Origin of the sequence: Streptomyces sp. NBC_00433 (assembly GCA_036015235.1) — a bacterium.
GTDB lineage: Bacteria > Actinomycetota > Actinomycetes > Streptomycetales > Streptomycetaceae > Actinacidiphila.
Genome location: CP107926.1, coordinates 290961 through 306598 on the forward strand (window position 1 = coordinate 290961; position 15638 = coordinate 306598).

The following is a 15638-nucleotide window of genomic DNA, read 5'->3' on the forward strand; positions in this document are numbered from 1 at the left end:
CCTCGGCCGCGGTGCCTCCCGCCGGCGGCCCTCCCGGGTGCCGCACCACCCGGCACCGGGCCGCCGGTACGCCGCCGGCGGGCGCTCACGTCCGCCGGCGGCGCGCGCGTTCGGGGACGGGGCCTCTCAGCCCACCGCGGGTGCGCCGAGGTCGAGGCGGAGTTCCTCAAAGCGCAGATACGTCGAGTTGCCGCCCCAGGCAGGTTCGGGCCCGACCGCCCTGGCGTGCGGGTATCGCGTGCAGAACCGGGTCAGCAGCACCGTGGCCTCGGCGCGGGCCAGCGCGGCCCCCAGGCAGTAGTGGATCCCGTAGCCGAAAGCGTGCGCCTGCTGGTCGGCGGCCGCCGACGCGTGGGGCGCGCCGATGACGTCGTGCCCGTTGAGGGACAGCAGCACGAGGTCGCCGGCCGCTATGCGCCTCCCGCCGATGTCGAGATCCGAGCGGGCCACGCGGGCGACGTGGCTGAGCGGGGGCCGGGTCCTGAGCACCTCCTCGGTGACCGCCTGCGCCGCCGGGGCGCCCTCCGCGCGGATCCGGGCCGCCGTCGCGGGCTCGGCGAGCACATGGTGCAGCACGCTGCCGAGCAGCGAGGCGGTCGTCTCCAGGCCGCCGAAGAGCATCATCGACGCGGTCGCCAGCCGGTGGGTCCCCTCCGCCAGGTGGTCCCAGATGCCGCCCGCCTGACCTCCTTCCGCGCTGACCGCGGCGAGTTGCTCGAACATCTCGCCGAGGGCCCGCTGCGCCCGGTCGGCGGCACCCTCGCGGTACACGCCGTCGAGGAAGGTGGAGACGGCCCGCGTCCACTGGTAGAGCAGTGCCACGTCGACGTCCGGGAGCGTCAGCAGCCGCCCCATCACCTTGGCCGGGATGACGTCGGAGACCGCGGCCACGGCGTCGGGGTGCGCGGCCGCGGCCAGCCGGTCCAGCGCCTCGTCGACGATCCGCTCGATCTCCGGCTCGAAGGCCCGGACCCGGGCCGGGGAGAGCGCCGGGCTGAGCCTCTTGCGCAGCTCGGCGTGGTCGGGGCCGTCGATCTGGACGAGCCACTGCGTCAGGATCTCCTCGAGCCTGCCGTACCTGTCCCTCGCCGGGCCGCTCATGTAGAGGTCCAGGCAGCGGGCGAGGCTGGCCGAGGACAGCCGCCGCTCGCCGAGAGCCGCGCGCGTCGTCGCCGGGTCGGTCACCACCCAGCAGCCGAGCTCCCGGTATTCGACGACGCCGCCCTCCGCTAGACCAGGCATGCCACGACCTCCTCCTTGACGCCGGCGGCGACGGCGAGGCCGTCCACCAGTTCGCGGCACCGCTCGCCGCCGATGCCTTTGGCGTCCAGCAGCGCCATGACGCGCCGTGTCCCCTCCACCAGGACGTCGGCCCGCACGTGCGCCCCGTCGCTCTGCGACCGGGACCTGATCGCGTCGAGCATGCCTGTCAGCTCCTGGTAGGGGCGGCGGACCGTACTGTCGAACTCCGCCGGCGAGGACGTGCGCGGGGACGGGGTCCCCACGGCCAGCCGCAGGCACCCGGTGAGGAAGTCGTCGGCGGCCCGCCGGTCCACCCGGCCGCCCGGCTGCCGCCTGGCGGCGGAGGCCAGGACGAGGCGCGCGGTGGCCACCGAGTCCGGGTCGCCGCAGGACAGCACGGTGAGCCCGGGATGCGCCGACCTGATCAGGTCGCGCAGGACCGTCTTCGGCCCGAGTTCGACGATCGTCCGCACACCCAGGCCGAGCAGTCCCTCGACGGCGCTCGGCCAGGACACGCACCGGGTCAGCTGCTGGACCAGCCGCTCGGCGGCCTCCGCGCCCGTGCGGTAGGCGATCCCGTCGGTCGAGGAGACCACCGGGAGGGCGCACCCGCCGGGTTCCGCCGCTTCGACGGCCCGCGCGTACGGGGCCGCGGCGGCTTCCATGAGCGGGCTGTGCGGCGCGACGCCGACCCGCAGCGGGCGCACCACGCCGCCCTGGGCGGCCAGCGACTCCGAGGCGGCGGCCACGGCGGCCCGGTGGCCGCTGATGACGGTCTGCTCGGCCGAGTTGACGTTCGCCAGGACGACGACCCGCCCCGGGCGGGAGACCTGCCCGCAGACGCGCTCGACTTCCCGCGGCCGCAGGCCGATGACCACACTCATGCCGCCGCCGGGCGTGGCGGCCATCAGGCCGGCCCGGCGCTGCACGAGGGTGACCGCCCGCCCGAGGTCCAGCGACCCGGCGCACACCAGGGCGGAGATCTCGCCGAGGCTGTGCCCCGCCAGCGCGACGATGTCGCCGGGGCCGTCCCGTCCGTCCGCGAGCGCGCGCCAGGTGGCGACGCTGTGCACGAGGACGGCGGGCTGGGCGACCGTGGTGTCGGCGAGTTCGCCGTGCTCGTCCCGGCAGGCGGCGAGCAGGTCGTAGCCGAGGATGCCGGATGCCAGCTCGTACGCCTCCCGCGCCGCCGGGCAGGAGGCGGCGAGGGCTTGGCCCATGCCGGGGGTCTGCGAGCCCTGGCCGGGGAAGACCAGGGCGCTCCCCGGGGTGCGGTCCGTGCTCACGGTCGGTCCGTCCTTCCGGCCAGTATCCGGGCGGCCGCGTCCGGGGCGAGGGTGCCGTCCTCGACCGCGGCCAGGATCGCGTCCATCGAGTCGGGCTCGGCCGCGCCGCTGCCGGCAGGGCCGTCGGCGGGCCCGCCCGACTTCCCGGCCAGGAAGGCGGCCTGTGCCCGCACGGTGGGGTGCGCGTAGAGGTCCGCGACGTCGAAGCCGAGGCCGGGGAGCTCTTTGCCGATCAGGTTGACGAACCGCAGGGCGCTCAACGAGGTGCCGCCCTGCGCGAAGAAGCCGGCCGACTCGTGCGGAGCGGCCGCGCCGAGGGTCTTGCGCCATACGGTGTCGAGCGCCTGGCGGATCCGCGCGGCGTCCGCTTCCACGGGCCGGTCCGGGTCCGAGCCGTCCGCCGGGGACCGGAGCCGCTCCCGCCGGCTGCGGCGCAGTGCCTCCCGCGCCTCGCCGCGGACAGCCGGGCTGAACGGGATGCGCAGGACCGGCTGGAGGTAACCGACCTCGGCCAGGTCGAGGCGGGCGACCATGTCGAGTGCGTGGCCGTTCCGGAAGAAGCGGCGCAGCGTCGCCCGGAATTCGGCGAAGTCGATGGGAGGAATGGGGCTCCGGCTGTCGAACGACCCCTTCTCGTCCAGCACGAGCGCGAGGTTGAGCGTGTGGGTGGGCACGCCGTCGGCGGTGAACAGCGGCCCGACGGCGTCCAGGTACTGGTTGACCGCGCAGCATTCGCTGGCGCCCTTCGTCCCGGACAGGGACGAGATGGAGGACAGCAGGACGAGGAAGTCCGGCCTGTCGGCGCGCAGTTCCCGCTGCAGCAGCCACGCGCCCCGGACCCGGTTGTTGATCCCGGCCTGGAAGCTGTCGAGGTCCAGTTCCTCGATCCAGAGGTGGAAGAGCTGCTTGGTGAGCATGAACGCCCCGTGTGTCGGGCCGTGTTCCCGGCGGATCTCGGCGAAGGCCGCCCGCACCGACTCGGGTTCGGTGAGGTCGCAGCGCAGCGATACGACGCGGGCGCCGTTCTTCTCCATCCGCCGGACCCCCTCCCGCTGGTAGGCGTGCAACTCGGCGTGCTCGCCCCCGGGTTCCTCGGGGCCGTCCGGGGGCAGGCCGTTCCTGGAGAGCAGCACGACGGTGCCGGCGCCGCGTTCGCTGAGCTCGTGGCCGATCTGCATGCCCAGGTAGCCGGTACCTCCGGCCAGCACGTAGGTGCCGCCCGCCCGGATCGGGATCTCCTGACCCCGCTCGGTGTGCTGGCGGTCCACCACCTTGGTGTAGCGGCGGCCGGCCCGGTAGGCGACCAGCGGCAGCCTGCTCCCGGTGGTGGCGGTCAGCTCGGCGACGAGGTCCTGGGCGATGTCGTCCGGCGTGCCCGCCAGGTCGTGGTCGATCGCCAGGTCGCTCACGGCGGGGAATTCCTGCGAGAAGACCCGGCTGAAGCCGAAGGCGGTCACCCGGGCGGGCACCGCCTGCTCCCCCGGTACGACGCACTCGGTGCGGCTGCTGACGACGGCGAGCCTGAGCGGTCCTTGTGCCTGCCGGCCGATGAGGCTGCGCGCGAGGTGGAAGAGCGAGTAGACGCCCTCGCGCTGGGCGGATTCGAGGCCGTCCAGGCTCTTCATCGAGTCGTCGGCCGGCACGCAGGTCACGGCGTGCACGATTCCGCCGAGCCGCTCGAAGCGCTCGGGGCCGAGCCGGTCCCACAGCTGCCGCAGCGTCCCGGGGGTGATCTCCGGCAGGACGTGGTCGGCCGGAGTGCCGGCGTCCGGGTCGCCGACGCACACCAGTTCGGCGCGGATTCCCAGGGCCCGCAGCTTCCGTGCCAGCACGGTGACGGCCGGCTGTCCGGGGCGGGTGAACAGCACCCACGTCGAACCGGCGTCGAGCGCCTGCTCGTCGGCCACAGCCCGCGGCTGCTCGACCCACTCGACGTCGAAGAAGAGATCGCTGACGTCCCGCTGCGTGCTCACCGCGTCGCCCGGCCAGACGCGCTGGTAGGTGTACGGGGCCGGCGGCATGGTCAGCGTCCGCGCCCCGGGCGCCCGCCAGGCCGCGTCCCCCGCGTCCTGCCCGGCGATGAAGTCGCCGAGCACGTCGCGGACTTCGTCGCCTGCCGCGGGCGCCCACCGACGGACGGCGGCGATGCCGGACGCCCGGGTCTCGTCGCCGTCCGCGATGAAGACGCACTGCTCGGCGAGGCTGTCGGGGACCTTCTCGAAGGCGCGTACCTGGAGCAGCAGGCCGAGCTTGTCGGCGAGTTCCCGGGTCGAGGCGGCGGCGACGCCGATCCGCGCCGGGCCCCGGGTGCGGCGCGCGCCGAGGGTGTGGGCGATGTCGGCGATCTCCGCGTCCGGGTGGGCGTCGATCCAGCCTGCGACGGCGGCCGCGAACTCCCACAGGGCCCGCCGGGAGCCCGCCGACAGCAGCACGGGCAGCGCGCTCCCGCCGTCCTGCCGTGGGCCGGAAGGTGCGGGGGCGGGTGCCTGTTCGAGGACCAGGTGCACATTGGTGCCGCTGATGCCGAAGGAGCTGACCCCGGCCCTGCGGGGCGCACCGCCGGCGGGCGGCGGCCAGGGGGCGCCCCGCGGGCTCACCACGAACGGCGTCCGGTCGAATCCGATCACGGGGTTGGGCTCCTTGAGCCAGCCGAGCCCGGGGAATTCGGCGTGCTCCAGGCACAGGACGGCCTGCATCAGTCCCGCGACGCCGGCGGCGTCGCCGAGGTGGCCCAGGTTGGTCTTGATCGAGCCGAGGCGGCAGAAGGCCGTCTCCGGGGTGTCCTCCCGGAAGGCGCGGGTCAGGGCGTCGACCTCGACCATGTCGCCCAGCCTGGTCCCGGTGCCGTGCGCTTCGACGTAGCCGATCTGGTCGGCCGTCGCGCCGGCTTCGCGCAGCGCGTCGCGGATGACGCCGGCCTGGGCCACCGGGTTGGGGGCCTGCATGCCGTTGGAGGCACCGTCGCTGCTCATCGCCGCACCGGCGATGACCGCGCGAACGGGATCGCGGTCGGCCACCGCGTCGTCGAGCCGCTTCAGCACCACCGCGACGACCCCCTCGCCGTAGACGATTCCGTCGGCGGCGGCATCGAAGGCGGCACAGCGGTTGTGCGGGCTCTGGACGACGTAGTCGGGCGCGCTGGTCCAGTAGGGGAAGAGCTTCAGGCTCACGCCGGCGACCACGGCGAGGTCGCACTCGCCGCGCTCCAGTGCCCGCTTGGCCAGGTGGACGGCGGTCAACGAGGACGAGCAGGTGGTGTTGACGGTCAGTACCGGCCCGCGCAGGTCGTCCAGGTAGGCGAGCTGGTAGGCGAGGTTGGCGGGGATGTTGTTGATGAAGCAGCGTTCGTCGGGCTCCTCGTACAGGCGGAGGTACTCCATCGGCGGCTCGGGCGTGTAGCCGACGAACACGCCGGTCCGCGAGCCGCGCAGGGTGCGGGGGGGCAGTCCGGCCTCCTCCAGGGCCTCGTGCGCCGTCTGCAGGAACAGCCGCTCGGCGGGTCCGAGCATCTCGGCCTCGAAGGCGCCGAGTCCGAAGGCGGCCGGGTCGAAGCGGTCGATGTCCTCCAGCCATGAGCCCCAGGAGCGGGGGTCGTTGCCAGGGTCGGCGCGCAGTGCCGCGTACTCGGGGGCGAGTCGCGCGCCGGCGCCCGCCACCAGGTCGAAGCGCTCGGCGGGGAAGGGGCGCACCGCGTCGTAGCGCGCCAGCAGCCGCTGCCAGAGCTCGTCGGGGGTCCGGGCGCCCGGCAGGCGGCAGGCCATCGCGGTGATCGCCACCGGAGCGGACGAGGAGCTCTCGGTGACCGCCTGGAGCAGCGGGGCCGCCTCGTCGGCGGCCAGCCGGCCCGCTGCCACGAGGGACATGATCTTCTCTGCGACGTGCTGGTTGTGGCGAACGGTCACTGGTCCACCTCCGAGAGCGGTTTGTCGTCGTGCGGGAACGGGTCCGGCCGGACGGCGTGCGCCACGCCGAAGCGGGACAGGGCGTACCGCAGCAGGACGAGGGCGGGGGCGAGGACCCCCGCGGCTGTGGCCAGCGACGCGCGCAGCGACACGGCGGAGCCGACCCAGCCGATGGCGGGGCCGCCGGCGAACTGGCCCACGGAGTCGAACATGTCCTTGGCGGACAGCATCGTCGCCCGCCCCTGTTCGCTGGTCCGCTCGACCAGCCACGCCGTCAGCAGCGGCGCGTAGGCGGGCCGTAGCGCGCCGGCCGCCCAGTAGGCGGCCAGCGCCAGGTAGAACTCGCCGGCGAAGGCGAAGGCCAGGGTCGTGGCCATGAGCAGCAGGACGAGGAAGCCGAGCATGCGCAGGGTGCCGTGCGACGACGTGGTGTCGATGCGCCTGCTCACCAACTGGGTGGCGCCCAGGCCGAGGAGGGTCGCGCCGAAGGCCATGACGCTGAACCACGCGACGGAGTCGAGGCCGAAGAGGCCGGGGAAGGAGAAGTCCTCCAGGAAGTGCGCGCCCGACAGCCGGTCCAGGCTCTCGCTCCACGCCCCGATCAGCAGCACCACCGTCAGGACCAGCAGCACGCCGGGCCCGGTGCGGATGAGGGTACGCGTCGCGCCCACGCTCGCCGCGGCGTTCCGCAGCAGCCTGCGCGGCGTGGGCAGGGGGGCTTCCGTGACGGCGGCCAGGGGCCGGGGCTTCTCCGGCATCGTCAGGTAGAGCAGCACCGCGGTGGCCACCAGCGCCGACCCGGCGTAGATCAGCGGCAGGTTGTGGGCGACGGCGGCCACCGCGGCGCTCAGCACGGTGCCCAGCAGTGTGCCGGCCAGCCCCGCCTGCGACCCGCGCAGGTAGACGCGCGTCAGCCCGTCCTCGCCCACCTGGTCGGCGACCCACGCCTCCTGGGCGCCGGTGACGAACGCGAAGCCGAGCGCGCTCACCACCTGGGCCGCGGCGATCCCCGCGAAGAACGGCAGCGAGCCCTCCATGACGAACGCGCCGCCCAGCACCGCGACGCCGACGACGACGCTGGCCCGGCGGCTCACCGCGTCCGCGAGAATGCCCGTGGGCAGTTGGAAGACGAAGTACGCGGTCTCCATCACGGTGCCGACGAGCACCAGTTCGAGCGGAGTGAGATGGGCGTCCTCGACCCGGTAGACGACGACGGTCGTGGTGGCCAGGCCCAGGCAGACGCCTATCGCGAATTCCATGCAGAGATAGAGGCGGTAAGCGCCGAACCGTGAGCGAAGCTGGGCAAGCAACAAGCCCTCCCCTGCGGACACCGCGGCGGTGTCCTGTGTCGTGAGCGGTCGGTCAACGGGATGCAGATCCTAGTCACGGCGGTCGCGGGTCCTGCCTGGTCGGGCACCTCAACCGTTGTGCCCGCGCGGGCATTTGACGATTTGTCAATTCCGCTCGCCGTCCTCGTCGAGCAGCTTCCGCATCGCCCCCTCCACGTCCAGTTCGCCTCGCTCCAGGGCCTTCAGCAAGGCGAGTCCGTCGGGCCGGCCCTGGCCGCTTTCCGGCTGCCGCCGGGGCGGCCGCGGCTGTGGCGAAGCCCGCAACGCCCGGCAGAGGTCGGTGATCGTGGGGTGGGCGAAGAGATGGGCGATCGGGAAGGGGTACTCGGGCAGCGCCTCGCTCATACGGGCGTGCAGCGTCATGGCGCGGATCGAGTTGCCGCCCTGGTCGAAGAAACTGCGGTCGGGGCTGACCGGACGCTCCAGCACCTTGCTCCACAGCTCGACCATCCGGGCGGCCAGTTCGTCCTGATCCCCCGGAGCGGGCGCATCGGCCGAGGCCGATGAACCGGCCCGTACGGGTGCGCTTCTGATCTCGCCGGCCCGGCCGCGCATCCGCACCCGGTCCAGCTTCCCGCTGTCGCCGCGCGGCAACGACTCCTCGACGAGGATCCGGCCCGGCACGGCGTACTCGGGCAGCAGCCGCGCGAGCCCTTCCCGTACCGCTTCCTCGCTCGCGCCGGCGCCGCCCACGAACGCGACCAGTTCGGGGTGCAGCCCCTGGTCGTCCAGAAAGACGAAGGACTCCTCGACCCCGGGCAGCCGCAGCAGGCAGTCCTCGATCTCACCGAGTTCGACCCGGTGCCCGCGGACCTTCGTCCGGCCGTCGCGGCGGCCGTGGAATTCCAGCTCCCCCGTGGCCGCGTAGCGCACGAGGTCCCCGGTGCGCAGGGTCCGCACCCCCTTCGCCGCCGTGAACCGGTCGCCGACGCCGAGGCCGTCCTCGGTCAGGTAGCCGAGCCCGACCTGGGCCCCGCTGACGACCAGTTCGCCCACCGCCCCGTACGGCACCGGCCGTCCCGATCCGTCCACGACGGCGACCGCCGTGCCGGGCAGCGGCCTCCCGATCGGGCACAGGCCGGAACGGGACCCGAGACCGGGGCGGCACTCCTGGACGAGGGACTCGATGGTGGCCTCGGACAGCCCGTAGCCGTTGTACAGGGTGACGCCGTCCCAGAGCCGGGCGACGGTCTCCTCGGCCTCGCGCAGGCGGAAGGTGTCGGCGCCCACGATGAGAGTGACGAGGTCCGGGGGCGGACTCTGCGAGCGGGACAGCCGCGCCACCACGCCGGACACCACGACGGGGGTGGACTCCAGCAGGGTGATCCGCCACCGCCGGACCAGCCGCTCCACCTGGTCGAGGTCCACCCGCGCCCGGTCGGGGCAGATCACCAGCGTCCCGCCGGTGGCCATCGCCTTGAGCACGTCCCCGAGGAAGACGTCCGAGGTCCAGCTGCCGAACTGCAGGACGCGCTGCTCGGTGCCGGCCAATCCGTAGCGGGTCAGCCACGCGTCGACGACCGGACGCAGCCCTCCCGCGGCGGCCACCACGATCTTCGGCGCCCCGGTGCTGCCGGACGTGGCCACGAAGTAGGCGGCCGACTCCGGCGGCATGGTGCGCGCCACCGGGTCCGGCTCCGCTTCGGCCTCCGGGAGCGGCTGACCGGCGGTCAGCTCCCCCACCGCCGCGAGGGTCAGTTCGGCCTTGGGGCGCAGGCAGCCCAGCGCCCGCTCCCGCCGCTCGGCGGGCCAGGACGGGCTGACCGGGCACCAGGCGGCCCCCAGCAGCCAGACCGCGCACAGCGCGACGACCCCTTCCGGTCCGCGGTCCCCGACCAGGGCCACTCTGTCCCCCGGGCCCACGCCGTGCTCGGCGGACAGCCAGCGCGCCACGACCGCGGCGCGCCGGCGCAGCTCGCCCCAGCTGACGACGTCGGACCCGTGCACGACGGCCGGCCGGTCCGCCGCGCCTGCCGCCAGCAGGTCGGCCACCCGCCACGGCCGGGGCGCCGCCGGGGTGCCGGACAGCGCGTGCGAGGCGTCGAGCGGGGTGACCAGTCCGGCTGCCGGATCGACCTCTTCGAGGCGCGCCGACCAGTACGCGAGGTCGCGTACCAGCGCCTCGACCGCCTCCCGGTCGTAGACCTCCGCGTCCCAGGAGACGCAGACGGCGGGGCGCTCCCCTTCCAGGTCGACGGTGAGGCTCAGCTCGTCGGCGCTGGAGCCGAGGGCGAACAGCCGCCTGACCGGCACGCTTCCGGCGCCGGCCTGGCGGCGGTAGTTCTCGAAGACGAGCGTGGAGGTGAACAGCCGGGTCATGCCGGGAAGCCCGGCCGCCTCGACGACCTCGGAGTAGGGCACGTGGGCGTGCTCGGCCATTTCCACCGACTTCTCCAGCACCCGGCGGCAGTCGGCCGCGAAGTCGTCCGTGAGCGCCATGCGCAGCGGCAGGGTGTTGAGCAGGAAGCCGCTGGCCTCGCCGGCCCCGGGCAGCGCGGCCGGGCGGTTGTTGACGGTGAGCCCGACGCTGACGTCCGCGGAGTCCTGGTAGCCGCGCAGGATGTGCAGCCACAGCGCGGTGAGAACGCTGGCCCTGGTCAGCGCGTGCCGCCGGGCGAACCGCGACAGGCCCTGCGCCGCGTCGCCGGGGAGGCGGGTGTCCCACGTGCGGGGGTCCGGCCGGTCGTGGGAGCCGGACGCGTCCGGCCGGTGGGCGAAGGGCAGTTCGGGGGCCGGCTCGGCGCCGACCGCGTGCGCGTTCCAGTATTCCGCGGCGGCGGCCGCGGTGCCGGTCTCCTCCAGCCAGGACAGGTATTCCGCGCCCGAGGCGCGTTCGGCCAGCGGCTCGTCCGGCGCGGCCAACCGCCGGTGGAAGTCGCCGACGCAACTCTCCATCGACCAGCCGTCCATGAGGGCGTGGTGGCTGATCACCACCAGCGCGGGCGCGCACGGCTGCCCGGCCACCTCTCCCGGCAGGTAGTAGGCGCGCAGCGGCTCGGTCAGGAAGGCGCCGCGCAGCTCGGCCGAGCGGGCACGGCACCACGCGGCCAGCCCGGTTCCGCTCGTGGGCTCCTGCGGCGCCGCCGGCAGCAGGGGCGGCCCCTGCCTCCCGATCACCTGGAAGGGCCCGGAGGCGTCGACCGAGATGCGCGTGCGCAGCACCGGATTGGCCCGCACCGTCTCCTCCCAGGCGGCCGCAGCCTCGCGCGCTCCGACCCAGGCGGGCAGGGCGTAGGCGAGGACCAGCCAGTACGCCTCGCTGTCCGGCCGCCGGAGGGCTTCCACCGCCATGACGGACTGCAAGGGCGTCAGGGGCAGCCGCACCGGCCCCGCGTCCCGCTCCGGGACCCGCGGCGCGCCGGCCGCGGGGCGGTCCGCCGCCGTCTCCTCGGCGATCCGCCGCGCCTGGCCCTCGACGGTCGCCGCGAGGTAGAAGTCGCGCAGCGAGATGGTCAGGCCGTCGGCCGCGAGCCCGTGCACCACGCGCAACGCGGACACCGAGTCACCGCCCACCTCGAAGAAGTTGTCCGCAGGAGAAATGCTGTCGGATTCAAGCACTTGCCTCCACACGTGGAGTATTCGGTTCTCGGTAGTCACGGCAGCTTTCCCACCTTCGTGGCTCACTTCGGCTCGGCAACAGAGCTCACACGCACGCCGTCCATGATGCCAATGAATGCCCGTCGTGACTTGAACAGTGTTTGACAGGGCCGAATACCTCCTTGCGTCCGTTATTGCCCGGAAACCGTAGCCGTTCAGGGACTCGCACCGCAGGTACGGGCGGACGTCCACCTGCCAGGTCCCGCGTTCAACTGCTCGCCGCGGTCGGTTGAACACGCGTACTCAACTCCGCGGGACTGCTCGTAGTCTGGCCGAGCGGCGATGCCGAAAGGAACTCCCGCCGCGGTGGGCGGACCTGGCGACCGGAATTCCCGGGAAGGATTTCATGGCGGATATGAGTGTGCCCAGAAGTGCCTGGTTCACCAGTGGTAAACCGGCCGGTCCCCGGATTTACGTCATTCCCCAGGCCGGGGCCGGGGCCGCGTCGGTGACTCAGTTGCGACGTGTCCTCGACGGCCGCCTGCCGGTGGTGGCGGTGCGCCTTCCCTTCCGCGAATCCCGGCTGGCCGAGTCGCTGCCCGACTCGCTGCACCACCTGGCGGACGCACTGGCGGCCGAGATTTCCGACCACTCGGGCACCGACGATTTCCTGCTCCTGGGGCACTGCTCCGGAGCGCTGCTCGCGTACGAGACGGCGGTGCGGCTGGCCGGCCGCCAGGGGCTGGCCGGGCTCGTGGTCTCCGCCCAGGTCGCCCCCGAGCGCTTCCGTCCCACCCCCACCCGCGGCCTGTCCCCCGACGAATTCCGTGCCTACGTCACCGGCAACTCCCTGGTCCCGCCCGAAGTCCTGGCCGCCCCCGCGCTGTGGACGCTGGTGGAGCCCACCCTCCGGGCCGACCTGCGCCTCTGCGAGACCTACCGGCCCTCCGGCCACGTGCTCGGCACACCGATCCTCGCGGTGCACGGACGGCACGACACGCGGTTCCGCCCCTCGGACGCGGCGGCCTGGAAGTCCCGTACCCGGGGCGGCTTCCGCCGCGTCGTGCTGGACCGGGACCACGACTACCTCAGCGCGGACCCCGGGGAACTCGCCGACGCCCTGATCGACGCGACGCCGCACTTCGGGTCCTCCTTCTGTCCGGCTCCCGAACCGCAAAGCCGCCGCTGAACCGAGGAGTGCCCAGTGCCTTCACCGCCAACAGGCCCCGCCGCCACGGCCCGTGCACCGCATCGCACCCCCGGCACCGGCGACGGCTCCACCGTGCACGGGAGGATCAAGGACCAGGCCGCCCTGCGACCCGACGCCCCCGCCCTGCGCACCATGGCCGGCGAGCGGCTGAGCTATGCCGAGCTGTGCCGGCGGGCCGCGGAGCTGGCCGGGCTCCTGCGGGAGGACGGGGTCGGTCCGGGCCACTACGTCGTCGTCCGCATGCGGCGGACACCCGGCTTCGTGGTCGCCCTGCTCGGCATCCTGGAGACGGGAGCCGCGTACATCGCGGTGGACTGGAACTGGCCGGCCGCGCGGGTGCAGCAGATCATCGACACCTCGCGCGCCCACCTGCTGGCCGAGGACGGGGAGGGCCCCGGCTCTCCCCTGGTGCCCGCCACGGACCGCCGGCGCCTGTCACCCCACCGGCCGCCCCCCGCGGCACCGAAAGCGCCGCCGCCCGGCCGCGCCGCGGAAGCGACGCCCCAGGTCGACCGCGACGCGCCCTGCACCGTCTTCTTCACGTCGGGGAGCACCGGCGAGCCCAAGGGCTCGGTGACCGCGCACCGGGCGATCGTGCACCGCTTCGTGGACGTCTCCTACGCCGACTTCGGTCCCGGCCGGCTGGTCCTGCAGGCGGCCCCGGTGTGCTGGGACGCCATGACGATCGAGCTGTGGTCGGTGCTGATGAACGGCGGCACCTCGCTCCTCCTCGACCAGGAGCGCGTGGTGTCGCCCGACCTGCTGCGCGACCTCGTCCAGGGCGCGGGCCTGGACACCCTGTGGCTCACCGCCTCGCTGTTCAACGCGGTCGTCGACGACGACCCGCTGTGCCTCTCCGGCGTCCGCCAGGTCCTGACCGGCGGCGAGAAGCTGTCGCCCGAGCACATCGCCCGCTTCCGGGCGGCGCATCCCGCGGTCCGGCTGGTCAACGGCTACGGACCCGTCGAGACCGCGGTCTTCGCCACCACGTGGACCGTGGGCGACGACGACGCCGAGCGCTACGGCCAGATACCGCTCGGCACCCCGCTGCCCCACACCTCGGTCCACGTGCTGACCTCGCGGGGCACGCCCGCCGCACCGGGCGAGCGCGGCGAGATCTGCGTCGGGGGCCGCGGGCTCGCGCTCGGCTACCTGGCGCGTCCCGAGCTGACCGAGCAGTGCTTCGTCACCCTCGCCTCGGGCGAACGGGTCTACCGGACGGGCGACACGGGCTGGTGGCATCCGGACGGCGTCCTGCTGTACGGGGGCCGGCGGGACCGGCAGGTCAAGATCCGCGGGCAGCGGGTGGAGCCGGAGGAGGTGGAGCGCTACCTCGAAGGCCTGGCCCCGGTGCGCCGGGCCCGGGTCGGCGTCGTGCGGGCACCCGACGGAAGGGCGCGGGACCTCGTGGCCCACTGCGTCGCCCCGGACCTCCCGGACGCCGCGGAACTGATCGCGGCCTGCGCCCGCGACCTGCCGCCCTACCTGCGGCCCGGCCAGGTTCTGCTGCACGACGCCTTCCCGCTGACCGCCTCGGGGAAGGTCGACGCGCGGGCGCTGGAGCAGCTGGCCCTGGCCGCGCGTCCGCGGCCCGGGACCGCGGCGCGGCCCAGGCCGGTCCCGGTCGACGGCCCGCTGGCCGCCGCGCTGGCCGAGCTCAGGGAACTGCTGTCCGTCGAGGTCGGGCCGGACGACGACCTCGTCGCGCTCGGGATCGACTCCATCACCACGATGCGCCTGGTCAGCAGGCTGACGGTCAGGCACCTGGCCCGCGTCCCCTTCGGGGCCGTGCAGGAGCTGCGCACTCCTCGCGCGATCATCGCGCGGGCCGAGCCGGCCACCGCGCCCGGCGCCGGGCGGCCGCCCACCACCCAGGTCACCGACAGCCGTGTCGACCTGTGGCTGCGCGAGCAGTTCTCGCCCGGGGACCCGGCCCAGCTCATCGTCCGCTCCTTCGGCATCCGCCCCGCGGTGGACCGGCAGGCGCTCCGCACCGCACTCGACACGCTGACCGGCCGGCATCCCGCGCTGCGGACCGGCTACCGGATGCGCGGCGCCGCCGTCCACGCCGAGCCGCTGCCGGACCCGGCCGTCCCCGTCCGCGACGTCGCGTGCCCGCCACGAGGCGCGGACGTCCCCTGGGAAGCGCCGCGGGAGTGGCTGGCGCCGTTCGACCTGGCGCACGACGCTCCGGCGCGCTGTCTGGTGGCGCCGGTGCCCGGCGGCTCGCTGCTGACGCTCGTCATCCACCACATCGCCTACGACGGCTGGTCGGAACACGTCCTCCTCACCGAACTCGGCGCGGCGTACGACGCCGCCCGGACCGGCCGCGGCGGCTCGACCGGACCGCGCCCGGCGCGGGATCCGGTCCGCCCGGCTCCGCCCACCGCGCAGGAGAGGGAACGGTCACGGGCCCGGTGGCGCCGCTCGCTGGACGGGAGCCGGCCCCTGGACCTGCCCCCCGGCCGCGGCGACGCCGGCCGGCGGCTCGAGGAGATACGCCTGCCGGTGCCGGCCCCGGACGTGCGGCGGCTCCGCGAGAGCGCCGCCGCGGACCCGCACATCACCGCCCTCACCTGGTACGGCGTCGCCCTGCACCGGCTCACCGGCGAGGAGCGCTTCAGCGTGGGGTCGTACTTTGCCGGGCGGGACGGAGCCGACGAGAAGGCGATCGGCTACTTCGTCCGCCCGATGCCGGTGGCCCTCGACTTCCGGGGCGGCCCGCCGCGCGCCGCGGTGGCCGCCGCGGCCCGGCGCCGCTGGGCGGAGGCCGTCGCGGCACCGGTCCTGTCCCTGGACGACCTCGCGGACCTGGCCCCCCGCCCCTCCCGCTTCGGACTGCCGCCCGTCTTCCAGGCCGCGCTGGCCTTCCAGAACGCACCGGCCGGCGAACTCCGGCTGAGCGGGCACCGGGTGGAGCGGCTCGACGTCCCGCAGCCGGCGGCACCGCTGCCGCTGGCTCTGCAGATCTGGCCGCAACCGGACGGAGGCTGGGACGCCCGTGTGCAGGCGGATCCCACTCTGGTCGACCGCGCGATCCTGCCGCGGCTCGCGGCCCACCTCGTGGACGAACTCCACCAACCGCCCGCGCACGACGCTCCCCGTTAGGAAG

At 74.3% G+C, this 15638-nt stretch carries 7 protein-coding genes; 2 read left to right on the forward strand and 5 right to left on the reverse strand.

Annotation, left to right across the window (positions count from 1 at the left end; translation table 11 throughout):
- Positions 1–126: 126 nt before the first annotated feature.
- From OG900_01230 to OG900_01250, 5 genes are all read right to left on the reverse strand, one after another.
- Positions 127–1242, reverse strand: coding sequence for a cytochrome P450 (locus tag OG900_01230; GenBank protein WUH88884.1), 1116 nt, complete (start codon positions 1240–1242; stop codon positions 127–129).
- On the reverse strand, positions 1230–2528 hold the full coding sequence (locus OG900_01235) for an ACP S-malonyltransferase (protein ID WUH88885.1): 1299 nt from the start codon (positions 2526–2528) through the stop codon (positions 1230–1232). The genes OG900_01230 and OG900_01235 overlap by 13 nt, the downstream gene beginning before the upstream one ends.
- Positions 2525–6430, reverse strand: a complete 3906-nt coding sequence (locus OG900_01240) for a KR domain-containing protein (protein WUH88886.1) — start codon at positions 6428–6430, stop codon at positions 2525–2527. Before OG900_01240 ends, OG900_01235 begins: the two co-directional genes overlap by 4 nt.
- On the reverse strand, positions 6427–7689 hold the full coding sequence (locus OG900_01245; GenBank protein ID WUH88887.1) for an MFS transporter: 1263 nt from the start codon (positions 7687–7689) through the stop codon (positions 6427–6429). Before OG900_01245 ends, OG900_01240 begins: the two co-directional genes overlap by 4 nt.
- Positions 7690–7884: 195 nt before the next feature.
- Entirely contained in the window at positions 7885–11349 is a 3465-nt protein-coding gene (locus tag OG900_01250) for an AMP-binding protein (GenBank protein ID WUH95577.1), read from the reverse strand.
- Positions 11350–11731: 382 nt separating this feature from the next.
- Here OG900_01250 and OG900_01255 point away from each other — a divergent pair, with 382 nt between their 5' ends.
- Together OG900_01255 and OG900_01260 are read left to right on the forward strand one after the other, a co-directional pair.
- The gene (locus OG900_01255; GenBank protein ID WUH88888.1) at positions 11732–12505 is read left to right on the forward strand and encodes a thioesterase domain-containing protein; all 774 of its coding nucleotides are present in this window, start codon (positions 11732–11734) and stop codon (positions 12503–12505) included.
- 15 nt (positions 12506–12520) lie between these two features.
- Complete coding sequence (locus OG900_01260; protein ID WUH88889.1) at positions 12521–15634, forward strand: amino acid adenylation domain-containing protein; 3114 nt, start codon at positions 12521–12523, stop codon at positions 15632–15634.
- Positions 15635–15638: the final 4 nt, after the last annotated feature.

Excerpts from the sequence above, each read along its gene's own strand:
- OG900_01255 (WUH88888.1), top strand. The coding sequence starts at position 11,732 with ATGAGTGTGCCCAGAAGTGCCTGGTTCACCAGTGGTAAACCGGCCGGT.
- OG900_01230 (WUH88884.1), bottom strand. The coding sequence starts at position 1,242 with ATGCCTGGTCTAGCGGAGGGCGGCGTCGTCGAATACCGGGAGCTCGGC.
- OG900_01245 (WUH88887.1), bottom strand. The coding sequence starts at position 7,689 with ATGGAATTCGCGATAGGCGTCTGCCTGGGCCTGGCCACCACGACCGTC.